The 23,324-nt window shown below is 69.9% G+C and carries 23 protein-coding genes; 11 read left to right on the top strand and 12 right to left on the bottom strand.

Annotated elements, in window-relative coordinates:
• The first annotated feature begins 89 nt into the window (after nt 1-89).
• The 7 genes from M3195_RS08500 (at nt 90) to M3195_RS08530 (ending at nt 6,596) form a co-directional block, all read left to right on the top strand.
• Entirely contained in the window at nt 90-1,412 is a 1,323-nt protein-coding gene (locus M3195_RS08500) for an MFS transporter (protein WP_251586569.1), read from the top strand.
• A 46-nt stretch (nt 1,413-1,458) separates the two neighbouring features.
• On the top strand, nt 1,459-2,058 hold the full coding sequence (locus M3195_RS08505) for a sugar O-acetyltransferase (protein WP_251586571.1): 600 nt from the start codon (nt 1,459-1,461) through the stop codon (nt 2,056-2,058).
• On the top strand, nt 2,048-2,614 hold the full coding sequence (locus tag M3195_RS08510; RefSeq protein ID WP_251586573.1) for a TetR/AcrR family transcriptional regulator: 567 nt from the start codon (nt 2,048-2,050) through the stop codon (nt 2,612-2,614). The genes M3195_RS08505 and M3195_RS08510 overlap by 11 nt, the downstream gene beginning before the upstream one ends.
• Nucleotides 2,615-2,736: 122 nt before the next feature.
• Entirely contained in the window at nt 2,737-4,464 is a 1,728-nt protein-coding gene (locus tag M3195_RS08515; RefSeq protein ID WP_251586575.1) for an MFS transporter, read from the top strand.
• A 1-nt stretch (nt 4,465) separates the two neighbouring features.
• Nucleotides 4,466-4,921: a MarR family winged helix-turn-helix transcriptional regulator gene (locus M3195_RS08520; RefSeq protein ID WP_251586577.1), complete on the top strand. Its 456-nt coding sequence runs from the start codon at nt 4,466-4,468 to the stop codon at nt 4,919-4,921.
• Between the two features lie 53 nt (nt 4,922-4,974).
• The gene (locus M3195_RS08525; RefSeq protein WP_251586579.1) at nt 4,975-5,469 is read left to right on the top strand and encodes a MarR family winged helix-turn-helix transcriptional regulator; all 495 of its coding nucleotides are present in this window, start codon (nt 4,975-4,977) and stop codon (nt 5,467-5,469) included.
• 38 nt (nt 5,470-5,507) lie between these two features.
• A complete protein-coding gene (locus tag M3195_RS08530) occupies nt 5,508-6,596 on the top strand; it encodes an alkene reductase (protein ID WP_251586581.1) in 1,089 nt (362 codons plus the stop codon).
• A 63-nt stretch (nt 6,597-6,659) separates the two neighbouring features.
• Here M3195_RS08530 and M3195_RS08535 read toward each other — a convergent pair whose 3' ends face one another.
• Nucleotides 6,660-7,847 carry a calcium:proton antiporter gene (locus M3195_RS08535; protein ID WP_251586583.1) on the bottom strand — a complete coding sequence of 396 codons (1,188 nt, stop codon included), beginning with the start codon at nt 7,845-7,847 and terminating at the stop codon, nt 6,660-6,662.
• Between the two features lie 277 nt (nt 7,848-8,124).
• Nucleotides 8,125-9,714 (bottom strand): HNH endonuclease signature motif containing protein, encoded by a 1,590-nt coding sequence (locus M3195_RS08540; RefSeq protein ID WP_251586585.1) that lies wholly within the window; start codon nt 9,712-9,714, stop codon nt 8,125-8,127.
• 543 nt (nt 9,715-10,257) lie between these two features.
• Between M3195_RS08540 and M3195_RS08545 the strand changes: the two genes are divergently transcribed.
• Nucleotides 10,258-11,442: a zinc-dependent alcohol dehydrogenase gene (locus M3195_RS08545; protein WP_251586587.1), complete on the top strand. Its 1,185-nt coding sequence runs from the start codon at nt 10,258-10,260 to the stop codon at nt 11,440-11,442.
• A 38-nt stretch (nt 11,443-11,480) separates the two neighbouring features.
• Here M3195_RS08545 and M3195_RS08550 read toward each other — a convergent pair whose 3' ends face one another.
• Entirely contained in the window at nt 11,481-11,927 is a 447-nt protein-coding gene (locus M3195_RS08550; protein ID WP_251586589.1) for an SRPBCC family protein, read from the bottom strand.
• A 191-nt stretch (nt 11,928-12,118) separates the two neighbouring features.
• On the opposite strand from M3195_RS08550, the gene M3195_RS08555 reads away from it, so the two are divergent.
• Together M3195_RS08555 and M3195_RS08560 are read left to right on the top strand one after the other, a co-directional pair.
• Nucleotides 12,119-13,456, top strand: coding sequence for a cytochrome P450 (locus M3195_RS08555; protein WP_251586591.1), 1,338 nt, complete (start codon nt 12,119-12,121; stop codon nt 13,454-13,456).
• 51 nt (nt 13,457-13,507) lie between these two features.
• On the top strand, nt 13,508-13,741 hold the full coding sequence (locus M3195_RS08560) for a hypothetical protein (protein WP_251586593.1): 234 nt from the start codon (nt 13,508-13,510) through the stop codon (nt 13,739-13,741).
• On the opposite strand, the gene M3195_RS08565 is transcribed toward M3195_RS08560, so the two are convergent.
• Both M3195_RS08565 and M3195_RS08570 read right to left on the bottom strand, forming a co-directional pair.
• A complete protein-coding gene (locus M3195_RS08565; RefSeq protein WP_251586595.1) occupies nt 13,738-14,721 on the bottom strand; it encodes a cation diffusion facilitator family transporter in 984 nt (327 codons plus the stop codon). The two genes, M3195_RS08560 and M3195_RS08565, sit on opposite strands and share 4 nt — an antisense overlap.
• Nucleotides 14,718-15,191, bottom strand: coding sequence for a hypothetical protein (locus M3195_RS08570; protein ID WP_251586597.1), 474 nt, complete (start codon nt 15,189-15,191; stop codon nt 14,718-14,720). Before M3195_RS08570 ends, M3195_RS08565 begins: the two co-directional genes overlap by 4 nt.
• Before the next feature lie 93 nt (nt 15,192-15,284).
• Here M3195_RS08570 and M3195_RS08575 point away from each other — a divergent pair, with 93 nt between their 5' ends.
• The gene (locus M3195_RS08575) at nt 15,285-16,568 is read left to right on the top strand and encodes a hypothetical protein (protein WP_251586599.1); all 1,284 of its coding nucleotides are present in this window, start codon (nt 15,285-15,287) and stop codon (nt 16,566-16,568) included.
• A gap of 347 nt (nt 16,569-16,915) precedes the next feature.
• Here the strand turns inward: M3195_RS08575 and M3195_RS08580 are convergent, their stop codons facing one another.
• The 7 genes from M3195_RS08580 to M3195_RS08610 form a co-directional block, all read right to left on the bottom strand.
• Nucleotides 16,916-17,473, bottom strand: coding sequence for a hypothetical protein (locus M3195_RS08580; RefSeq protein ID WP_251586601.1), 558 nt, complete (start codon nt 17,471-17,473; stop codon nt 16,916-16,918).
• A complete protein-coding gene (locus M3195_RS08585; protein ID WP_251586603.1) occupies nt 17,470-18,132 on the bottom strand; it encodes a hypothetical protein in 663 nt (220 codons plus the stop codon). The genes M3195_RS08580 and M3195_RS08585 overlap by 4 nt, the downstream gene beginning before the upstream one ends.
• Nucleotides 18,133-18,167: 35 nt before the next feature.
• Nucleotides 18,168-19,004, bottom strand: coding sequence for an endo alpha-1,4 polygalactosaminidase (locus tag M3195_RS08590; RefSeq protein ID WP_251586605.1), 837 nt, complete (start codon nt 19,002-19,004; stop codon nt 18,168-18,170).
• Nucleotides 19,001-19,864 carry a CPBP family intramembrane glutamic endopeptidase gene (locus M3195_RS17095; RefSeq protein WP_251586607.1) on the bottom strand — a complete coding sequence of 288 codons (864 nt, stop codon included), beginning with the start codon at nt 19,862-19,864 and terminating at the stop codon, nt 19,001-19,003. The genes M3195_RS08590 and M3195_RS17095 overlap by 4 nt, the downstream gene beginning before the upstream one ends.
• A complete protein-coding gene (locus M3195_RS08600; protein WP_251586609.1) occupies nt 19,857-20,555 on the bottom strand; it encodes a DUF899 family protein in 699 nt (232 codons plus the stop codon). Before M3195_RS08600 ends, M3195_RS17095 begins: the two co-directional genes overlap by 8 nt.
• A 275-nt stretch (nt 20,556-20,830) precedes the next feature.
• A complete protein-coding gene (locus tag M3195_RS08605) occupies nt 20,831-22,225 on the bottom strand; it encodes an MFS transporter (RefSeq protein ID WP_251586611.1) in 1,395 nt (464 codons plus the stop codon).
• 9 nt (nt 22,226-22,234) lie between these two features.
• A complete protein-coding gene (locus tag M3195_RS08610) occupies nt 22,235-23,323 on the bottom strand; it encodes a carboxylate-amine ligase (protein ID WP_251586613.1) in 1,089 nt (362 codons plus the stop codon).
• Nucleotide 23,324 lies beyond the last annotated feature (1 nt).

The following is a 23,324-nucleotide window of genomic DNA, read 5'->3' on the forward strand; positions in this document are numbered from 1 at the left end:
CGGCCAGGGGGTTGTGTCCCCGCCCCCGGTATGGATGAGTCGACGGGTACAGTTTGTAACTCCCCCTTCCTTATCGAGAGACGGTGCGCGTGACCGAACACGCTCCCGGCGGCGCCGCGGGCGCGCCCGCCTCGGCGACCCGCTACATCCTGCGCTCGCGTCTGCTGCGAGGTGCCTTCCTCAGCCTGGTGATCTCGGGCATCGGCATGTCGATCACGGCACCGCAGATCACGCTGTTCCTCGTCGAGGAACTCCACCTCACCGACTCGCAGGCCGGGCTGTACTTCCTCACGAATCTCATCGCGCCGGTCACGGGCTACATCGTCGGCTCGCTGTCCGACCGCCTGGGGTCGAGGCTGCTCGTGTTCCGTATCTCGGCCGTCGCAGGCTTCGTCGGCTGGGCGCTCATGGCGGTCGCGATGCAGGCGTGGATGCCGTTCGCGATCAACCTGGTGCTGCTGAGCGGTGCCGGTGCCGGTGCCGCTCAGCTCCAGGCGGCCGTGCGCGACGAGCTCAACCGCGCGCCCACCCCGGCCGACAACGGCGTGGTCGCCGTCATGCGCACCGCGATGGCCTTCGGATGGGTTGTCGGCCCGGTGCTCGGAGCCGTGCTGGGCGCGACGCTCGGGCTGCGGCCGCTGCTGTTCCTCACCGGTCTCAGCATCCTGCTCTCGATCGTCCCGCTCATCGGCGCGCGGGTCGTGCCGCCGCGACGCGGTCGCGAGTCGGAGATCCGGATGCCGCAGAGCGATGAGGCGCTGGGCGAAGACGCGTTCGAGGCGGAGGGTGACGGGCCTGCGCGTGCGACCGGGGTGCGCACGGCGCGCCGTCGTTCGATGATTCCCCTGCTCCTCTTCACGGCGATCTATGTGCTGATCATGTGCGGAGAGACCGTGAAGCTCGCCTACCTGCCCCTGTACATGGACCGCGGTCTGCACGTCGACGCGGCTATCCGCGGGGCGATCATCGGTCTGCAGCCCCTCATCGAGCTGCCTCTCATGCTGCTCGCCGCGCGACTCGCCGATCGCTTCGGCGTGACCAGGGTGCTCATGGTCGGGGCCGCGATGGCGGTCGGTGCGCACGTGTCGTATGCCTCGGCCGCCGGGATCGAGCCGCACATCGCCCCGCTCATCGTGGGCCAGCTGCTCATGGCCGGCGTGATCGCGACGTTCGGCGTGCTGGGCATCACCGTCGCGCAGCGGCTGCTGCCGGATCGGGTCGGCACAGCATCGAGCGTCTTCCTCAGCGCGTACGCGATCAACGCGGCCCTCGGCGGTTTCGTCGGGAGCGTGGGGGCCGCATGGCTGGGAATGCCGCACCTCTTCTGGATCCCGGCGGGCATCGCCGCTATCGGGGGTGTCGCACTGGTCGTGCTGGGGTCGCTCGTGCCGCTCGGAAGGCCTCGGGGGTAGTCGCGAACTTTGGGTACGAACGTACGCACACTGGTACGATCGGTGCATGACGGACTACTTCGCGGGTGACCCTCGCACCCACCGGGAGCGGATGCTGGCCGGCGACCTCTACATCGGCGACGACCCCGAGCTGGTCGCCCGCGCGGACCGCGCCGCACGACTCGCCGATCTCTATCAGCGCCAGACGCTCGCGGGAGATCCGGGTGCGCGCGACTGGCTGCGCGCGCTGATCGGGGAACTCGGTGAAGACGTCGCCATCCGACCGCCGCTGCACGTCGACTACGGCGAGAACATCTCCATCGGCGCGCGCACGTTCGTCAACTTCCACCTCACGGCGCTCGACGTGGCGCCCATCACGATCGGCGCCGACTGCCAGATCGGCCCCAATGTGCAGCTGCTGACGCCGACGCATCCGATCGACCCGGGGATGCGCCGGGACAAGCTCGAAGCTGCGGAGCCGATCACGATCGGCGACAACGTCTGGCTCGGCGGGGGAGTGATCGTGTGCCCCGGTGTGACGATCGGCGAGAACAGCGTGATCGGCGCGGGGTCGGTCGTGACGCGCGACATCCCGGCGAACGTGGTGGCCGTCGGCAACCCGGCGCGCGTCATGCGGACGATCGAGGGGGCGTCCGATGGCGCCTGACGCGGCCGGGAGCCGCAGCGGCCGCAAGAACGATCCCGACCGCCGGGACCGCATCATCGACGCCTGCCTCGAGGTGATCGCGGAGTCGGGGGTGGCCGGCGCATCGCATCGCCGCATCGCCGAGGCGGCAGGGGTTCCGCTCGGCTCGATGACCTACCACTTCGACGGGATCGACGAACTGCTGCACGAGGCGTTCGCGCGGTTCTCGCATACGATCAGCGCCCGGTTCGAGGAGCGGATGGCCGCGGCATCCGATCTCGATTCCGCCCGTGCCGCGGTGGTCGACATCATCAGGGAGGACGTGTTCGGAGACGGGCGGGAGCTCGTGCTGTCGCACGAGCTGTACACACTCGCCGCCCGCGAGCCCGCCTATCGCGCGCTCACGACGGCCTGGATGCGCCGCAGCCGTGCCGCCCTCGAGCGCCACTTCGACCGCGACACCGCCCGGCTGCTCGACGCGCTCATCGAGGGGTTGTCGATCCACCGTGCGCTCGACGACGAGGAGCGGGATCCGGAGGAGGTCGCGATCGCCGTCGCCCGCATCACCGCGGTCTGAGCGAGGACGCCCGAACCGAATAGTGCGCGACGAGATGGTTGATCTGAGTCCATAGTTGCGGTTTGGCAACTAACGGCGTATGGTTGATTCTTATCAACTTTCTACGCAGGAGCTCTTTCACTGTGACAACCCCCATCCCACCCTCATCCGAGACCACGCGCTCGGCCCGCGAGGTCTTCACCGCGATCTCCGGACTCGTCGTCGGCATGTTCGTCGCCGTGCTGTCCGGCACCGTCGTCTCGACCTCGATGCCCGTCATCATCGCCGACCTCGGCGGCACGCAGTCCCAGTACACCTGGGTCATCACCGCAAGCCTCTTGGCGACCGCCGTCAGCACCCCCATCTGGGGCAAGCTGGCCGACCTCGTCGACCGCAAGGTGCTCGTGCAGCTCGCGCTCGTCATCTTCACGGTCGGCACGGTCATCGCCGGCTTCTCCACCGACACGAACATGCTCATCGCCGTGCGCGTCATCCAGGGCATCGGCGTCGGCGGACTCATGTCGCTCGTCATGATCGCCGTCGCGCTGATCATCTCGCCGCGCGAGCGCGGCAAGTACATGGGCGTCGTCGGCGGCATCATGGCCCTCGGCACCATCGGCGGCCCGCTGCTCGGCGGCCTCCTCACCGACGTGTGGGGCTGGCGCTCCAACTTCTTCATCGGTGTGCCCTTCGCCCTTCTCGCCCTCGTGCTGCTGCAGTTCACGCTGCACCTGCCCAAGCCGCAGCGCGACACGAAGGTGTCGATCGACTACTTCGGCATCGTTCTGCTCGCGGTCGGCGTCTCGACCCTGCTGATCTGGGTCTCGATGGGCGGCAGCCAGTTCGACTGGGACTCCTCGACCAGCATCATGCTGGCCGTGACCGCCGGCGTCGCGATCGCCGCCTTCATCGTCGTCGAGTTCTTCGTCAGGGAACCGATCGTCCCGATGTCGCTGTTCCGGAACCGCACCTTCACCCTGTCGGTCATCGCGTCGATCGCGATCGGCGTGTCGATGTTCGCGACCTCGGTGTTCCTCGCCCAGTACTTCCAGCTCGCACGCGGTGCGACGCCCACCGAGTCGGGTCTCATGACCATCCCGATGATCGTCGGACAGATGGGTGCGTCGATCATCATCGGTCAGCTCGTGAGCCGCTTCGGCAAGTGGAAGGGCTGGATGATCACCGGCTCCGTGCTCGTCACGATCGGAGTCAGCCTCATGGCGACGCTGCGATACGACACCCCCTTCGGTCTCGTCGCGACCTACATGGTCGTCCTCGGAGCCGGCCTCGGCATGGTCATGCAGAATCTCACCCTCATCGTGCAGAACGACACGGCCCCGCAGCAGCTGGGCGCGGCGTCGTCGAACGTGAACTTCTTCCGCACGATCGCCGGCACCATCGGCGTGACCATCATGGGGTCGCTGCTGTCGTCGAGCGTGGCCGACTACGTCAAGGAAGGCCTCGAGGGCTTCGTGCCCGCCTCGCAGGAGGAGGTCGATGCGCTGCAACACCTCGGCTCCGGTGACGTGCCGAAGGTCGGTCAGCTGCCCGAGTCGGTCCGATCGATCGTCGAGTCGGCCTACGGCCACGGCATCGCGGACGCGTTCATCATCGCCATTCCGCTCGCCGTCATCGCCGTCATCGCGATCGCGTTCATCAAGAACAAGCCGCTGTCGACGAAGAACGCCGCCGAGCAGCTGCGCGAGCAGGCGGAGGAGTCCGCGATCGAGGTCTCGCAGGCCGAGGTCGGATCGTCGGCCTCGACCGGCACGATCCGCATCGCGGACGTGGAGGCGGGATCGCCGAAGACCGGCTCGGTCACGGTCCTCGAACGCGAGGGCCAGGGCGAGCGCGAGGACCGCGGGCGCTGAGATGACCCCCACCGATGCGGCGACCGCTCCGGACGTCGAGAGCGCCGTCGGCGACCTCCAGGCGCATCTGAACCTCATCTTCGCGAGGACTCGGACGCTGTGGAGGGAGTCGGCGGCGCGCATCGCCCCCGACCTGCAGGTCGGCGGCTACAAACTGCTCACCTTCATCGATCGAGCGGGAACGGCCAGCGCGCACGAGCTCGCCGAGCGGTTCGAGATGGACAAGTCGGTGATCAGTCGTCAGGTGCGGATGCTGGAGGAGCTCGGCCTCATCGAGTCCCGCCCCGACGAGCGCGACGGACGCCTGCGCGTGCTCACCGCCACGCCGACCGCCACCGCCGCGCTCGCCGAGCTGCGTCGCGATCACAGCCGCCGGCTGGATGCCGTCATGGCCGAGCTGACCGCCGAGGAGATCCGCGCGGCGTCCAAGGTGTTCCGGCTGCTGTCCGAGGTCTGATCCGTGACGGCCCGCCGCAGGGGCGGCGCGTGGTTCGCCGTAAGCTGGCGGGCATGAGCGCCGCCGACGATCACGCCGACGAGAAGCCCGCCCCCGCCGGCGAGACAACCGCCCTCGACGATGCCGTGCACCGCGTCGAGCACGAGCTGGGGCGGCTGTTCGCTCGCATCAGGGTGAGCTGGCGCGAAGCGGCGATCACGGTTCATCCCGACCTCCAGCCCCTCGGCTACCAGGTGCTGACGTCGATCGCCTCCGGCAAGGCGACGTCGGCCGGCGCGATCATCGAGCGTCTGCAGACCGACAAGTCCGCCGTCAGCCGGCACGTGCGCCAGCTCGAGCAGCTCGGCCTCGTCGAGAGCGTGGCGGACCCCGACGACCGGAGGGCTCGCGTGCTCGTGGCGACGCCGCTCGCGCAGGAGCGCGTCGCGCTCGCGCGGTCGCGCTACGAAGCCCGCCTCAGCGAGCGGCTGCGCGGGTGGTCGTCGGAGGATCTGGATCGCTTCGTCGCCCTGCTGGGCGACCTCGGCGGCTCGACCGAGAACTCCTGACGGGAATACGTCGTGCGATGGAGGCATTGTCCCTCACCGTGAGTCTTTTCGAGCCCGCCGCCTTCGGCGCCCTCCCGCTGTCCAACCGCGTCGTCATGGCGCCCCTCACCCGCACCCGCGCGGACGACCACGGCGTGCCGACCGGGACGATGGTGGAGTACTACCGTCAGCGCGCCGGGCAGGGCCTCATCATCACCGAGGGCACCTGGCCGGTCGCGGAGGGCAAGTCGTACCCTGGGCAGCCGGGCATCGTGACGGCCGAGCAGATCGACGGATGGCGCCGCATCGCCGACGCCGTGCACGCCGAGGGCGGCACGATCGTGATGCAGCTCATGCACGGCGGTCGCGTCGGCCATTCCGAGATCTCCGGTGAGCCGCGAGTCGTCGGCCCGAGCGCTCTCGCCGCGCCCGGCGAGACGCACACGCCGGTCGGCAAGGCCGAGATGCCGGTCGCGCACGCGCTGACGCTCGACGAGATCCCCGAGGTCATCGAGCAGTTCGTGCAGGCGGCCCGCAACGCGATCGCCGCCGGTCTCGACGGGGTCGAGGTGCACGGAGCCAACGGCTACCTCGTGCACGAGTTCCTGTCGCCAGTATCGAACGTACGCGAGGACCGGTACGGAGGGTCGCCCGAGAACCGGGCGCGCTTCGCGATCGAGGTCACTCGTGCCGTCGCCGAGGCGGTCGGCGCCGACCGCACCGGCATCCGGTTGTCGCCGCAGCACAACATCCAGGGCGTGCTGGAGGAGGACGACGACGACGCCCTCGCGACGTACCTCGCGGTCGCCGAGGGACTCGCCCCGCTCGGCATCGCCTTCGTCGACGTGCTCAGCGCGGTGCCGACGAGCGAGCTCGTGCAGCGCATCCGCCGGGCGCTCGGTGCTCCGTTGATCATCAACTCCGGCTTCGGCGTCGTGACGACCCGCGACGAGGCAGAAGGCTTGATCGCGGGCGGGTGGGCGGATGCCGTCGCCGCAGGACGACCCGTGATCGCCAACCCCGACCTCGTCGAGCGCTGGAAGCAGGATGCCGAGCTCAACGAGCCGCGACCGGCGCTCTTCTACGGACGCACGGCGGAGGGGTACACGGACTACCCGTCGCTGGAGTCCGTACGCGCGGGGGCCTGACCCCTCGCCTCGCGTCGCGGCGCGCCCGGGTCGAGTCATCGGGGCGCGGGCCGCGCGCTGATCTCAGCTGAACAGCACTATCGCGTACGTCGCGAAGAGCACGAGATGCACGGCGCCGTGGGTCGCGGTGACGCGTGTCGCGGAGAACGTCGTGACCGACAGCAGCAGCGTCACCCCGAGCATGAGCAGGTTCGCGGGAGACTCGGCCAGCACGACCGTCTGGCCCGTCAGCATCCCGATGATGAGCACCGCCGGGATCGTGAGTCCGACCGTCGACACGAGTGCGCCGTGACAGAGGTTGTTGACGCGCTGGGCCTGGCCGCCGAGTGCTGCACGGATCGCGGTGATCGACTCGGGCAGGAACACGATCGCGGCGATGAGCACGCCGGCGAGGGCGGGCGGCGCGCCGAGTCGGCCGAGGCCGTCGTCGAGCAGGGCGGCCATGTCGTGCGACAGGAGCACGATCGGCAGCACCGTGACGACGAGAGTCGCGAGGCGGACGAGCACCTCGAGTCGATGCGCGCGCAGGGTGACCACGATGCTCGGGTGCGAGTGCGTGCTGGCCGCCGCTGCGCCGACGTCGACCACGCCCACCTCGGTGAAGTCCGGAGCTTGAGCGCCCATCTGTCGAACGAGGAAGAACGCGTACACCCCGAGGGTGAGCACGACGATCGGGATCTCCTGCGCGACCGTGAATGAGCCGTCGACGCCGATGAGCGCCGGCAGCCCGAAGGCGATGGTGACGAGCACCACGAGCATCGTCAGATAGGCGGACGTTCCCGTGCGATTGTGCTGCAGTGTCCGGTGACGGAGCCCGCCCAGCAGCAGGGCGAGGCCGATGACGAGGTTCATGATGATCATGGCCACGGCCATGACGGAGTCGCGGGCGATCGTCCGGTGCTCGCCTGGCCCGAGCATGACGGCGGAGATGAGGATGACCTCGATGAGCACGATCGACAGCGTCAGCACGAGCGATCCGTAGGGGTCGCCGAGGCGATGGGCGAGAGCCTCCGCTTGCTTCACGACGCCGAACGCGCAGACGAGGATGACGGCGACGATCGCGATCAGCCCGACGACGAGCACCACGGCCGCGGCGGGCGCGGCGAGCAGCGGGTGCGCGATGAGCACGGCGGCGAAGGTCCCCCAGCCGAGCACGATGCGCGCGATGTCGGAGCGATGAACGAGGCCGCGTAGCGAAGTGAGCGGGACCGTCGCGTCGGTCGAGGGTGCCTTGCGTGAGTGCGGCGACATGATCGCGCTCCTTCGAGTGGGGCCGTCCCCGCCTGTGGATCGGCGGTCGGGTCGTCCCGATCGCCGCGCGGTGCAGATGCACCGACGCTCTCATGATGAGTCCAGGATAGGCGAGGAACCGGAACAGATCCTGTGCACGTGCGTGCGCGGTCAGCGCTCAGCGGTCAGCGGTCGCGGTCAGCGGTCAGCGATCAGCGGTCGCGATCAGCGATCAGCGCTCAGCGGTCGCGGTCAGCGATCAGCGGTGACGTCCGGCGGCGACTCCGAGCGTTCCGTGTCATCCCGCTCGGGGAAGCGCCGTCTTCCCACGATCGTGCCGGACGCGAGGGAGACTGAGTCGCGGCGCACGCCACTGCCGCGTCGGATCCCACCACGCCGGCCCCCGAACCTGGGGGACGCCGTCGCCCATCCGTATCTCCCACCCGGACGATCCGAGACTTCGGTGATGCCACCAGCACAAGGGCACCCCGTTGTCGGTGTGGGTCGGACCGCCGCGTGCGTGCTCGGTGACGTGATGGATCTCGCACCAGGACGCCGGCACGTGGCATCCGGGGATCAGGCACTCCTTGTCTCGCGCGACGATCGCCCGCCGCTGGTGCACGGTGAACACCCGGTCGGTGCTGTCGATGCCCACGATCCGACCCTCGTCCATGGTCACGCGCTGGATCGTTCCCGAGCAGCCGACGTGCGCCGCGACATACGCATGCGTCTGGTTCCATGCGCCGGGCACGCTGGCTCGGCCGCCTCCCCCGGCGAGATCTTTCGCGTCCACGGTCACGACGAGGGTGGGCGCCGCCCCGCCGAGGCTCGGCATGTCCCGGTGGCGAGCGGCGATCCCCAGCGCCGCGGCGAGAGCGTCGTGACGCTTCTGAGTGGCCGTGCGGTCGTCGATCACCGCGCGAGGATCGGAGTTGAAGGGATCGGGCTCGCGGACACGAGAGTCGTCGACACCGAGGCCTTCGACACCTGAGCCGTCCACACCCGACCTGCCGGCACCTGAGCCGTCGGCACCTGAGCCGTCGGCACCGGAGCCGTCGGCACCTGAGCCGTCGGCATCGGTTGGCGCGAACCGCACGCCGAGTCGGGGCGGCCCGTCGCCCTTCGGGTTGTTCTGAGCGTCGAAGATGAGTTCAAGCTGCGCCGCGACCTCGGGCGTCAACGCTCCCGTGATCGGCCGCAGCCCGTTGCGCAGTCGTCCGATGGTGATTCCCCGCCGTCTGGCGGCTTCGTCGGCGGGTTCCTCCCCGTCGGGATCGAGCAGCTCAACCAGTGCCTCAGCAAGCAGTCGCAGGTCTTCGGGCATGGGAGCAGGGCCACGGCCGGAGGCTCGATCTGCATCGCCGGCAACGCCCTCTGCAGCGGGGGACTCAGGAGAATCGTGTGCGCCCCTCGCGGCGTCGGCGAGACACTCGTCGGCGCCGAGGCGCCCGTCGAGCCCGATACGGTCGACGACCTTCTCGATCGGCGCGGTCGCGGCAAGAACACCGGCCGTGCCGACCGTGCCGTCGAGTAGGGCCTCGCGAAGCGCAGGCCAACGGGCAGGCAGGCGTTCCCCGGACGTCAGGCTCGACTGCCGACGGACGAGATCGACGACCTTCACCAGCCGTGACGCCCCGCCCGTGTCGACCAGCAGCGCTCGGCGCAGCAACTCGTTCTCGTTACGACACCCCGCGGAGCGCGGGAAATCGACGTCGCCCGACGCGACGGTCTCGACGATCACCGCCTCCACGCGGCGGAACGCGTCGCCGGCCGTAGCGAGCACCGCGACCCGCTCCGCCTCTGTGAGACCGGCGAGCGAGTCGTCGGCGAGCACGCGATCGAGGTCGGCGACGACCTGATCGAGGAGTGTGCGGGGCCGGGATGACATGACCTCAGTCAACCCGGGGCCACCGACATTCGTGTCGTGTGAACCAGTGGATTTCGGCCAGGTCAGGCATGTATTCCGATGCTCCCGATCTGTATCTCGGCATATCGCCCGAGCGCAACGGGGAGCAGAGAGGGAGGCGAGGGAGCGAGGCAGCGGGCAGCGGGGAGGGGCATGGTCTGTGAGCGGGGAGCAGAGAGGGAGGCAGAGGGAGTGAAGCAGCGGGCAGCGCGGGCAGCGGGGAGGGGCATGGTCTGTGAGCGGGGAGGGGCCGCGGGAGCGGAGGTGCGGCCAGCGGGGAGCACGGGGGGCAGAAGAGAACGGGGGGAGCGGGGACGGGGCAGGAAGCAGCGCGGAGCGGGGAAGGGGTAGGAAGGAACGCGGAGCGCAGGAGGGGGCGCAGCAAGAGGGATGTGCGCCCGCCGCGAGGGTCGCCGACGGCATCCGCCCTGTCAACCCTCTGTCGTGGCGCACCCTTCGCCGAGAAGAGTGGCTGTCCACCGAACCGCAGACACGACACGCAACCGTGAACGAGGAGGACGCATCATGAAGGCACTCACCTGGCAGGGCACCCGGAAGGTGACGGTCGAGGAGGTACCCGACCCCACGATCGACTACTCGACCGATGCGATCGTGCGCATCACCTCGTCGGCGATCTGCGGGTCCGACCTGCATCTGTACGAGCTGCTCGGACCCTTCCTCGACCGCGGCGACATCCTCGGGCACGAGCCGATGGGCGTCGTCGTCGAGGTCGGCAGCGATGTCACCACGCTGTCGGTCGGCGACCGCGTCGTGATCCCCTTCACGATCTCCTGCGGGCAGTGCTTCTTCTGCGTCCAGGGCCTGCAGTCGCAGTGTGAGACGACCCAGGTGCGCGAGTACGGCAGCGGCGCGACGCTGTTCGGATACACGAAGCTCTACGGCCAGATCCCCGGCGGTCAGGCCGAATACCTCCGTGTGCCGCTCGCGGACTACAACCACATCAAGGTCGCCTCCGACCTGCCCGATGACCGCTACCTGTTCCTCAGCGACATCCTGCCGACGGCGTGGCAGGGCGTCGAGTACGCGAACGTGCCCGATGGCGGCACCCTCGCGGTCATGGGCCTGGGCCCCGTCGGACAGTTCGTGTCGCGCATCGGCGTGCACCGCGGCTACCGCGTGCTCGCGGTCGACCCCGTCGCCGAGCGTCGTGAGATGGCCGCCCGCCACGGCGTGGAGACCTTCGATCTCTCCGACGACGTGGTCTCGGAGCTGCGCGACCTCACAGAAGGTCGAGGAGCGGATGCCGTCGTCGACGCCGTCGGGATGGAGGCCCACGGCAACCCCGGCGTCGGCATCGTGCAGAAGGCCGTGGGACTGCTACCCGATGCGCTCGCGCAGCAGATGATGGACAAGGCGGGCATCGATCGCCTCGCCGCCCTGCACGCGTCGATCGATGCGGTGCGCCGCGGCGGCACGGTGTCACTCAGCGGCGTCTACGCCGGAGACGCCGACATCATGCCGATGAAGACGATGTTCGACAAGCAGCTCAGCCTGCGCATGGGGCAGTGCAACGTGAAGCGCTGGATCGACGACCTGATGCCGCTCGTCGAGGATCTCAGCGACCCGCTCGGCGTCATGGACCTCACGACCCACAGTGCGCCCCTCGAGGATGCGCCGGAGCTGTACGAGACGTTCCAGCGCAAGGAGGACGGCTGCATCAAGGTCGTGCTCCGTCCCGACGCGGCCTGACGCGCGGGGCGGCGATCAGAGACGGGGGAGAGCGTGACTCAGTCCGCTCTCCCCGCACCGCCCTCCGCCAGGTATGCGAGTCGATGCAGGGTCTCCGAGTTCCGCCACCGCAGCATGGGAGTGGTCACGAGACCGGGCAGCAGAGTGGCCGGTCCGTTCACCGGTTCCTCATCGATGCGCACCATGCATCCGCCATCGTATGAGCGCACCCGCAGAGTCACCCTGGCCTCGCCGATCGGCCACCCCTTGGCGCGCATGACCATCCGTCGAGGCGGGTCCCACTCCTCGACCACGGTCGCGTCGTCGAGGAGCGCGGGCCAGACGCCCACGGAGTGATGCAGCTCGGCACCGGGCTGCGGCCAGGTCTCGTCGACGTCGCGCATGCGCGAGGCGCCCACCACCCATGCGGGGTACAGCCAGCCGTCGGCCAGCACGTCGAACACGTCTTCCGGACGGCAGTCCAGCGTGCGCACGTTCTTCGCCATGTCGTCCACCTCTCGTCGGTCTCGGTCGGTTTCGGTGCATGCATCGTCCGTGAGCTCCGCCCCGGGCCCAAGGGGCTTGACGGGCGCAGGCAGGAGCGTCACGTTCTGCGTGGGTGGCAGCACGACTAGCACACCAGCGTCGCCCGCGCCTCCCCCTGGCACCCTCCCGACCCCTCTGCGAGCCTCGTGTCATGGCACTCATCGATCTTCCCGCGCGGGCCGCGCGCCGCGTCGGCGAACTCGCCCGTGACGACGCTCCCGCCCTGCTCAGCCACGGCTACGGCTTCGGATCCCGCATCTGGCGCCGCGTCCGGCCGGGGGCGCGGTCGGCGCCGATGCGTCTGCTCGGCGACGACGCGGTGTTCGTGCGCGGCGTCGAGGGCGTTGAGCTCTTCTACGACGCCGACCGCATCGCCCGCCACGGCGCGATGCCGTCGGTCGTGCAGGAATCGCTGTTCGGCCACGGCTCCGTGCACAGCCTCGACGGCGACGACCACCGTCACCGCAAGGCCACGTTCGTCGACGTCGCGTACGAAGACGAGCAGGTCGCGCGGCTCGCGCCCCTGCTCGAGCGGGAATGGGATGCCGAGCGCCGGGCGTGGCTCGACGGCGGCAGCCGCAGCGCGTACGACGCGGCGGTCGGGGCCTTCGGGCGGGCGATCATGCGCTGGGCGGGGCTTCCGGGCTCCGCAGTCGCGAAGACCCGCTGGGCGGCCCGCCTTGCTCAGATCGTCGATGGCTTCGGCTCGCCGTACTCGCCGGTGTATCTCGCGGCGATCGCGAACCGCTGGTGGTCCGATCGGCATGCCGCACGCCTCATCGAGGCCGTGCGCAGCGGCGCGCTGCGGGCCGAGCCCGGCACCGCCCTGCACGAGTGGGCGCATCACCGCGACCGCGACGGCGAACTGCTTCCCGCTCGCATCGCCGGTGTCGAGCTGCAGAACAGCATCCGGCCCATGATCGCCGTCGCGCGCTTCGTCGCGTTCGCCGCGAAGGAGCTGCACGACAGGCCCGAGTGGCGCGACCGCATCGCGGCCGAGACGGACGAGCGTGGAGCCCTCGTCGGCGGCCCGCTCTCGATCATGTTCGCGCAGGAGATCCGCCGCACGGCGCCCTTCGTGCCGATGCTGCCGGGCTGGGCGATCACCGACATCGACATCGACGGCGAGCACGTCGACGCCGGCGGCCGGGTCGTGCTCGATCTGCTCGGCACCAACACCGACGACCGTTTCTGGGCGCGCTCGGACCGCTTCGACCCGGAGCGCTTCCGCGACGTGGGCGACGACTACGAGGCGCTCGCCGCCTTCGTGCCGCACGGCGGAGCAGAGGTCTCCACCGGCCATCGCTGCCCTGGCGAGAAGCTCGCGATCTCCGGCCTCGCCGCCGCGATCGCGACGCTGAGCGACCCGCGCCTGCTCATCCTCGGTGCGGGTCTCGACGTGAACCGTCGGCGCCTCCCGACGAAGCCCCGCTCCGGCGCGCTGGTGCGGTCGGCGACGGCATCCGGCAGCCGCTGCCCGTTCCACTGACCTCACCTCGTCTCGATGTCAAGGGGCGAGCGCGATCGACGCGGAGCGCGGATGCTGAACGCCACCCGTCACGAGGCGGGTGAATTCTGGACGAACGGAGACATCATGTCCGACACGAACTCCACCGCTGATTCCGAGAACTCATCGAACGACGAGACGCCCATGGTCCCGCATGAGCTCACCCCCGAGCAGCTCTCCGACGATCCGGTCGTCGGCGATCCCGCCGCGACCGGTGCGGCCGGGACCGACGCCGCGGACGCACCGGCTGACGACTCCGACGACTAGTCGCGTCCCGACACGTCCGTACCATCCGGCAGCTCGGCCACCGGGGAGACGACGACCTCCTGCACCTTCCAGTCGAGGTCGGAGATGCGTTCGGCGAGCTCGGTCGTCTGATCCACCGTGACCCGCGCACGCCGCGGCACGACGAACGCCTCGATGTGGAACACCTGACCCTGATCGCGCATCCGGACGGACGCCTCCTTCACCCACGGCTGCGACCGCATGGTGGAGAGGATGTCGCCGGCGAGCGGATGCGGGTGCGCACTGTCGAACGTGCGCGCCCGCTGGTCCATGAGGTCGATGATGGCCGTCTTGGTGTTCTTCACGCCGTCCCATACGATGCCGAGCGAGATGAAGAGCGCGGCCGCGCCGTCGAGCCACCACAGGCCCGCCCCGACGCCGAGCACTCCGACGATCGAGGCGACGGTGGTCTGCCAGTCGGCCTTGGCCATGTCGGCGTCGGCGTAGAGCAGCTTGTTGTGCAGCACGGGCGCGAGCCGCGCCTTCGCGGGACCGTAGAAGAACACCGGTCCGACGATGATCACGGCCATGACGGCGACCATGAACCAGCCGAGCCAGATGGTGTGGCCCCAGAGGTTCACGGTCCCGATCGTGGGATGCTCGGCGGAGACGAGCCCCGTGACGGCCTCGATCGCCAGGTTCACGCCCACAGCAAGCAGCGCGACTCCGGCGACGAGGTGCCCGACGCCCATCGCGCGGTGCAGTCCGTAGGGGTGCTTCAGGGTCGGACGTCGCCGTACGAAGATCAGGGCGATGAGGAACGCGAACTGAGGGATGAGCGACAGCATGTCCTCGATCCAGGCTGTGCGCATGGCTTGGGATCCGCCCACGACCAGCGCGATCACCGCGATCGTCACCGAGGTGTAGGCGATCGTGAACCACTCCCACCGGATCGCGCTGCGCAGCGCCTTCTGCTGCTCCTCCGGCAGCTCGGTGCGTCCGATGCGATCGACCGTCTTCATGAGCCGACCTCCGCGTCGAGGTAGGTTTCGAGGGCGCTGAGGAACCCGTTCTCGCCGAGCGGCACGAGCATCACGATCGATCGACCGTCCGCGCCGTCGATCGCGGGATATCCCCGAGTCATCCCCGCCCTGTCGATCCAGGGGCTCTGGTCGGTCATGCCGCCGACGACGAGGTCGAGGTCGCCGCGCTCCAGCATCCCGACCAGCGTCTCCTCCGAGCCCTCCGTCCAGTCGACGTCGGCGTCGACCGTCTCGGCGAAGCCGCTCACCAGCTCGGACAGGCTGCCGTCGGGGTCGCCACCGTCGCCGGTGATGAGTCCGGGATCGGGGGAGAAGCCCACTCGCAGCTCGCCACCGCGTACGCTCTCGACGGTGCCGTCGGGGTCGGTGGGGATGGTGAGCCCGCACCCCGAGAGCCCGGCGGCGAGCAGCAGAGCCGTCGCGGCCGCGACGATTCGTGTCGTTCTCATGTCGGCATGATGCCGCCCTCCCGTTCGCGGCCGCAATGATGTTGACGAGCATCGCCGACGAGGCTAACCGTCGATGGCCGCTACGGTAGGCACATGCGACAGGCCCTGCGGACGTTCGGACGCGTCCTCGCCCGACACTGGCCCGCTCTCATCGCGTGGTACCTCGGCGGCGAGGCGGTGCACCGCGTGCTCATCGAACTCGCGGGCGTCGTCGGCGGTCTCACCACGCTCGGCGGTCTGCTGCTGCTTCCGCTCGCGGTCGCCGCCCGCCTGGTCTCGTACGTGGCGATGTACCTGACCGTTCGTCCGTCGCTGCCGCACAGCAGACGGGAGGAGGCAGGCGGCCCCCGGGAGTTCGCCTCCGCGACCCTCGCCGCGATCCTGCCGTTCTTCGCGTTCTACACGGCCTGGGGCATGCTCGACGCCGACCAGATCGAGTTCTTCCGCATCGCCAGCGCGATCGCGCTCGCCGACTCGGGGTACGAGCTCGACCAGGTCGGCGACCGTGGCGGGCTGATCGGGGTCGGTGTACTCCCGGTGGCCGTGCTCCTGCTGGCGCTCGCCGCACGACTGGTCTATATGCGGTTCGCGGATCGGCTGCCGCGCGGGGTCGTCGTGCTCGCGGCGTACGCCGAGGTGCTGTGGACCTTCATGCTGTTCACGCTCGTCGCGCGATGGTGGAGCGGCCTGCTCGACTGGTTCGGGGATCGCGAGGTCGTGAGCCGCCTGCAGGTGTTCGGCGACTGGTTCGCGGTGAACCTCGCTCCCGTCGCCGTCGTGTGGGAGGCGGCGACATGGATCGTCGGCATCGTCATCGCCGCGGTGATCGTGCCGGCGGCGTGGCTGACCGTCGCGGGCGTCGTGTTCGGCACGACGTTCGACTCCACCCCCGGGTTCTCGCGCTGGGGTTCGGGGGCGGCGCGCGGCACAGCGATGAGCATCGCCCGCACGCTCGTGATGCGGCTCGAGGGCCTCTGGGCCGCGGTGGCCGTGATCTGGCGCGGCGGGCCGCTGCTGTTCGGCGCGTACGTGCTCGCCTACGCGCTCTGGGCCTTCGCGGAGCAGTCGGGCACGCGGGGCCTGCTGCAGCTGATCGGCGGACACGAGTCGTCGTTCTGGGCGGGCGCGTTCCCGCTCGCGACTCTCGCCGTGGCGGCCTTCGCCGAGCCGCTCCGCGTCGCGATCGTCGCCACCGCCTACGACGAGGTCATCGGCCGCCCGCAGGCGGGACTCGACACTCGCCCGTCAGGGCTCGACGAGGAACCGGGCGGTCATGTGGTCGCCGTCCTCGACGTCGAGGAGGAGCGGACCCTCGGCGTCGTCCGGCAACAGGAACACCGCGAGGATGCGGTACGACGACCCCTCGATGGTGCATGACCTCTCGGCCTCGTCGTAGGGCACGTCGAGGCCGTCCCGCGAGCTCAGCCAGGTGCGCGAGGTCGAGGGCTCGGTGACGCTGATCGTGCACGAGCCCGCCTCCGGCCCGCCGCTCGACGTCATGCGCACGCTCAGCGAGCGGGTGCCATCGGGTGCCTCGAACTCGCCCCATTCCGCGCCGGACAGCGACAGCGTCTGACCGGCGACATCGGCGCTCGACTCGGCGTCGATCACGCGGCCTGCGGGGCGGATGCCGGGGAGCACGTCGAGCCAGACGTAGGCGCCGACCACGGCTACGATCGCCACAGCGAGGGCGAGGAGCGCGAGGCGCTGTCGGCGGAACCAGCTCACGGCGCCACCAGCTCGGATGGAAGGATCTCGACGGCATCCGCCCGCTGGATACCGTCGAGACGGAGCGTGATCACGACGAGGTCGTCGAGCTCGGCGGTGTAGTAGTCGGGGGTCAGTCGCAGCTCGGCCCAGCCGGAGTCGACGTCCGCGGGGAGTTCGAACGCCAGCATCCCGACCGTGTCGATGCCGACCCGCAGCGGCGCGCCGACGAGCGAGGCCGACGGGCGCTCGCTGGCGTGGAAGACCCGGTCGCCGATCGCAAGGCTCGCGAGTCTGATCGACGCATCGATCTCGGTCTGCGGTGCGGAGGCTCGCACGGAGACGACGAGCCAGTTGCCCTCGGCGCTCCATCCGTCGTCGGTCTCGACGGTCCTCGCGAACCGTACGTCGACCGCCGCGGCGACGAGCGCTCGTGACGACACGGTCTCGTCGATCGCGCCCCGCTTCTCGATCGGCGCGACGACCGCATCGTCGTCGGGCGTGGAAGCGACGAGAGCTCCGCCTCCGATCACCAGTGCGGCGCCGATGATCCAGGGGAGCGCGCGATTCCTCATCGGGTCTCCGCCACCGGCACGAGCACCCGGGCGACCAGACCGTCGGGGCGCCAGGTCACGACACGCGACGACAGGATGACGGCGCCCCGGCTGACCTCGGCCTCGTGCACGTCGAGCGCGACCGCGTCGTCGGTGTAGGCGTCATCCGGCACGGGCCAGGCGATCGTCACCTCGTCGGGGACCCCCGGCTGCAGGATCACCTGACCGGCCGAGCCGTCGTTGCGCCAGACCGTCGCGCTGCCGGTGGCCTCGGTGCCGTGCAGGTCGAGCAGCGGCTCCGACGTGTTCACGAGGTTGGCCTTGAGCAGGTCGGCGGTCGTGCCGACGCCGATCGGGGCGTCTGCGAGATTCTCCATGCGCGCCGTCATGACGAGGAGCTTCTCGCCGGGCTCCGCCTCGAGGTACTCCGACTCGATCGCGTCGGTGAACGCGACGTCGAGGACCGTTATCGCGTAGGTCGAGGTGCGCACCTCGTCGCCCGCCCCGACCTCGGCGGCCTCGGTCGCCGAGCGCGCCAGGCCGCCGGTCACGATCACGACCACGACGACGAGCGAGAGGGATGCCGCGACCGCCCACACCCATCGGGGGACCTCGCGCAGCGAGCGGCCCCATCGCGACAGCACGGCGCGGACCCGCGTCTGCTCCCCCGAGATCGTCACGACGTCAGCCTAGTCAGCCCGGAATATCGGCGCCGTCAGCGACAGGTCTCGAAGACGTGCCCGTCGACTCCGGCCGGGAGCAGATCGCGGTCGCGCAGCACCATCGACCCGGGCGATTCGGGGTCGCCGCACATCTCGGCGAAGGCGCGGGGGAGCTGGTCGGTGTACTCGATGTCGATCACCTGGTCGCCGTATATCGCCGTGTAGGCGCCGCACTCCTCGTACGCCGCGCACTCCTCGACCACGGCGAAGTCGAACCCGGCGCGGTCGTGCAGCGCCTCGGCATCCTCCGCCGCGTTCTTCTGACCGGCGGCGAGTCCCGCCTCGTGCGCGCGTTCGACCAGCAGCGTCGCGAGGGCGAGGTTGTCGCCGAGGGAGAGGGCGTCATCCGAGCGTGTGTACGAGTCGAGGTTGTCGAACTCGACGGCCTCGAAGCTCGACTGCGCGCAGCTGTCGATCCACGAGCCGACCACGTCGGCGATGCGGTCGCGGCGTTCGGCGGTCGAGGTGTCGAGAAGCGCCTCGTCGGGCCAATCCGGATCGAAGACGGGCTCCCCGTCGCGCTGGAGGAGCAGGTCGTCGGGCCAATCCGCGAGCTCGCCGGGCTGGGTCTGGAATCCGTTCACGTAGCAGATCGAGTAGACGCCGTCGGCCGGCTCGGCGGTGCGGTCGCGCCCGACGATGCCGACGTCATCGGCTGGATCGTAGGCACCGCCGAGCTGGTAGTCCGGCACGGCGCCGACGGGGAGGAGTGCGATATCGCCGGATCTCAGCGCGGCCGCGTCGCCCTGCTCGGCCTGTCGGTGCGAGCACCCGACGAGAGCGATGCCGAGGATCGCCGCGGCGACGAGAGCGGATGCCGTGCGCCTCACCGCAGCGGGGCGGAGTCGTCGGCCTGGCGGGCCAGGTGCCCCTTGACGAGGAACAGCGCCACGATCGTCAGGATCGCGTACAGGTACACCGAGATGCCGGCGATGGACAGCAGGGGATTCGGTGCAGCGGCAGCCGTGTCGATGCCGCCGGTCGCGAGGAACGTCGTCGGGTCGGTGATCGCGTGAAGCAGGATCGGCCAGACGAGACTGCCGGTCACGCGCAGCGTCAGATACATCGCGACGCCGAAGAAGAACGTGAACGCCATCGTGATCAGCACGGTCCCCAGCGCCTGACCGCCGAGCAGGTTCGTGGAGTGCAGAAGGGCGAAGATGAGCGACGAGAGCACCATGACCCAGCGCTCGGAGTAGCCGCCCTTGCGCAGCAGGTTCACCGCGAGGCCCCGTGTGAGGAGTTCCTCGGACAGTCCGATGAAGAGGCCGGCCGCGAAGGTGACGAGCACAACGCCGATCGAGTACGCGCTCCAGTCGGTGCCCGCGATCCGCAGCACCGCCGCCAGGACGACGATGACCGGCGCGATCCACATCCAGCCGCGTCCCCGCCCGGGCTGGCGGCCGAAGAGCTCGGGCAGCCACTTCACCGAGACCGCGAAAGCCAGCAGGATGAGCGACCCGACGACGACGGGCAGCAGGAGCGTGATCGCGACGGTCGACGCCGACCCGAACTGGTCGGCCGGGTCGAACCGCCCCGCGAACAGGATGCCGATGAGCTGCGAGGCGCCGAGATAGAGGCCGATGTATGCGGCCGCGACGAGCACCGCCCTCCACCAACCGCCACGGTTCCAGAACCGGAGCCAGGTCGAGGAGGACGAGGAACGAAGAGCGGTGTTCGCGTCAGTCACGACTCACACCGTACAGCGCGGCGATCTCCTTCGACCCCATCCCCTGCGAATAGGTCGGATGCTGCGGCCATCCGTCCGGCGAGTCCTCCCACTCCTCCTGGCGGCCGTAGGGGAGCAGATCGACCAGGCCCTGCAGGTGGCTGAGCCGCTCGGTGCCCCGCCCGTTCGTGTGCCAGGTGCGGTAGACGGTGTCGCCGTCGCGCAGGAAGACGTTGACGCCGAAGCCCTCGTTCGGGCCGGCGTCCATGTCGGCGCCGAACGAGCTGTCGGCACTCGAGTACCAGGCCATGCGGTTGCCCACCCGGTCTCGGTAGGCCAGTGCCTCCTCGATCGGGCCGTTCGTCACGATCACGAAGCGGGCGTCGTAGTAGCGCTCGATGACGTCGAGCCGCGTGAACTGCGAGGTGAACCCGGTGCAGCCCGGGCACTGCCACTCGTTGCCGTCCGACCACATGTGGTTGTACACGATGAGCTGCGGGTGCGCGTCGAACACCTCGGAGAGACGCACCGAGCCCTCCTCGCCCACCAGCGTGTACTCGGGCAGTTCGACCATGGGCAGGCGCCGCCGTTGCGCGGCGATCGCGTCGAGTTCTCGGGTGGCGGCCTTCTCGCGCGCGCGGAGATCGGCGAGCTCACGCCGCCAGGTGTCGACGTCGACGACGGGCGGGAGAGCATTCCGGGTCGTGCTCACGGTGACCTCCGATGACCGGCGGGAGTGTGCCCCTCATTGTGCGCGCAGCCGCCGACGAGGTCAACGTCTCTCTGCGCCGGCCCACCCCGGGGCCGAGGCCCCTCGTGCCGCGACCCACCCCGCTCCGCGGTCACCCACCCCTCTGCGCGACCCACCCCGCGGTCGACGCCCATTCTCGCGCGACCCACCCCGTTATGACCCAGCCACCCCGTTGCGCACGGTTCGCTCAGGGGTGGGTCGCGCCGAAGGGGGTGGGTCGGCGGGCGGTGGCGGGGTCAACCCTGCGCCGCGTCAGTGGCGGGGGCGGGATCTTCGGCGAGGTTGCGGCGGATGCCGATCCACGAGACCACCCCGCCCAGCACGAGCAGCGCGGCGGTGACCCAGGCGGCGTTGTGGAACCCGCCGAGGTCGAGAGTGCCGCCGATGATCGTCGTGAGCATCGCGACGACGAGCAGCCCGGCGACCCGCGAGACCGCGTTGTTGACGGCGGAGGCGATGCCCGATCGGGACTCGTCGATCGCTCCCAGGATCGCCGAGGTCAGCGGCGCGACGGTCAGCGACAGGCCGAGGCCCATCACGATCATGGCGGGGAGCACCTGCCACCAGTAGTCGAAGTCCTCGGCGACGAGCAGCAGCATCACCGCGCCGACCGCCATCACGAGCGGACCCACGGTCATGAAGATGCGGGGACCGAACCGACCAGCCCAGGAGCCGGCCCTCGAGCTCACGAGGATCATCAGGATCGTCATCGGCAGGCTGGCGAGTCCGGCGGCCGTGGCGCTGAGCCCCGCCCCCTGCTGCAGGTAGACGCCGATCACGAAGCCGTTGAGCGAGAGCGCGGCGTAGACGAAGAGCGTCGCGAGGTTGCCCCAGGCGAAGTCGCGGACGCGGAACAGCGACAGCGGCATGAGCGGCGCGGCGGAGCGCTGCTGACGGACGAGGAACAGCGCGAAGAGCACCGCGCCGACGACACCGGGCAGCCAGATCGCGGGGGAGCCCCACCCCAGGTTCGGCTGCTCGATCAGGGCGAAGACCACGGCGCCGAGCCCGACGGCGCAGAGGATGCCGCTGATCCAGTCGACCCGCACACCACTCGGCTTCTCGTTGAGCTTCAGGCGTGCGAGCAGGAGCAGGGTGACCCCGATCGGCAGCACGTTGATGAGGAAGACGAAGCGCCAGGACAGGAAGTCGACGAACAGCCCGCCCAGCAGCGGACCGACCAGCTGCGCGGCGGTCGTGAACGCCGTCCATACGCCGATCGCCCTCGCCTGCACGTCCGACCGCATCGTCGCGGTGATCAGGGCGAGCGAGCTCGGCACGAGCAGGGCGCCGGCGGCACCCTGTGCCGCGCGGGCGATGATCAGCACGAGCGGATCCGGTGCTGCGGCGACGGCGACCGAGGCGACGCCGAAGGCGATGAGGCCCACGCGCATCACGAGCACCCGCCCGTACGCGTCCGACAGCGAGCCGGCCAAGAGGATGAGGGCACTGAGGGTGATGAGGTAGGCGTCGACGACCCACTGCTGAGTCGTGATGCCGCCTCCCAGCTCACGGCTGATCGCGGGGAGGGCGACGGTCACGACGGTTCCGTCGAGGAACGTCACGAACGACGCCAGCACGGCGACGGAGATCACCAGCCGCTGCAGCGGCGCGAATCGAGAGGAGGCCACAGGCCGACACTACTGCCGCTCGGCACCCCCGGGGGCGGTCGTCGCGCGGTAGAGATTACGGAGCCCGGCGAGACCGTGCCGCTCGAGAGCGCGCAGCTGACGCTGCGCCCCGGTGCCGCGCTCGCGGACGCGGGCGAGCTGCGCTCCCACGAACGCGTCGTCGCCCTGCGCGGCGAGCGCCGCGGCGGTGCGCGACAGCATCCGCTCGATGACGTCCCACGCCGGTGCCGCGTCGCCCGTCGTGGGGTCGATCACTCTCGCCTCGAGACCGAAACGGGAGGCGGTCCACAGCGACGCGTCGATCGCGTCGAGCCCGATCTCGGGCCCGTCGTCGAGGCCGTCGCTCGTGACGAGCGCCCGGCTGAGCGCCACCGCCAGCATCGCGTCGTCGACGTCGAGCTGCGTGTCGCACACCCTCACCTCCACGGTGGGATATCGCTCCGACAGCCGTGCGGTCCAGCCGATCGAGGATGCCTCGGTGATGCCGCGCAGCGCCAACAGTTTGTCGACGTGCGCCCGGTAGTCGGTGTAGTCGCGGGAGTGCGGCGGCGTCCAGCCGGTGGGCAGGCGGCGGGTGAGGATCGACCGCCAGCTTGCGAAGCCCGAGGGCCGACCGTGCGCGAAGGGGGAATTGCCCGTGATCGCGAGCAGCGCGGGCATCCAGGCGCGGATGCGGTTGAGAGCGAGCACGCGTTCTTCGTCACCCTGCACCTCGACGTGCACATGCAGACCGTTGACCTCGTGCGTGCGGGTCAGCCCGCCGAGAATGCCCGCGACCTCGTCATAGTGCGGCGAGGGCGAGATCACCGTCTCCTCGGACCACACGAACGGCGTTCCGATCGCGGCGACGATCGCGCGATCCGTTGCGGCCTGCGAGGCCATCGCGGTGCGCATGCCGTGCAGCTGAGCGACGGCATCCGCTGTGGTGTCGAGTGGAGCCGAGGTGGTCTCGAGCTGCGAGGTGAGGAACTCGCGGGTGACCGTGCCGCCCGCGTGCGGACCGACGAGGCGGTCACGGAGGCCCTGGTTCATGGCCAGGGGAACGAGCGAATCCTCGTCGAGGAGGAAGAACTCCTCCTCGATGCCGAACCGGGCCACC

Source organism: Microbacterium hydrocarbonoxydans (assembly GCF_023715885.1).
Lineage (GTDB): Bacteria > Actinomycetota > Actinomycetes > Actinomycetales > Microbacteriaceae > Microbacterium > Microbacterium hydrocarbonoxydans_C.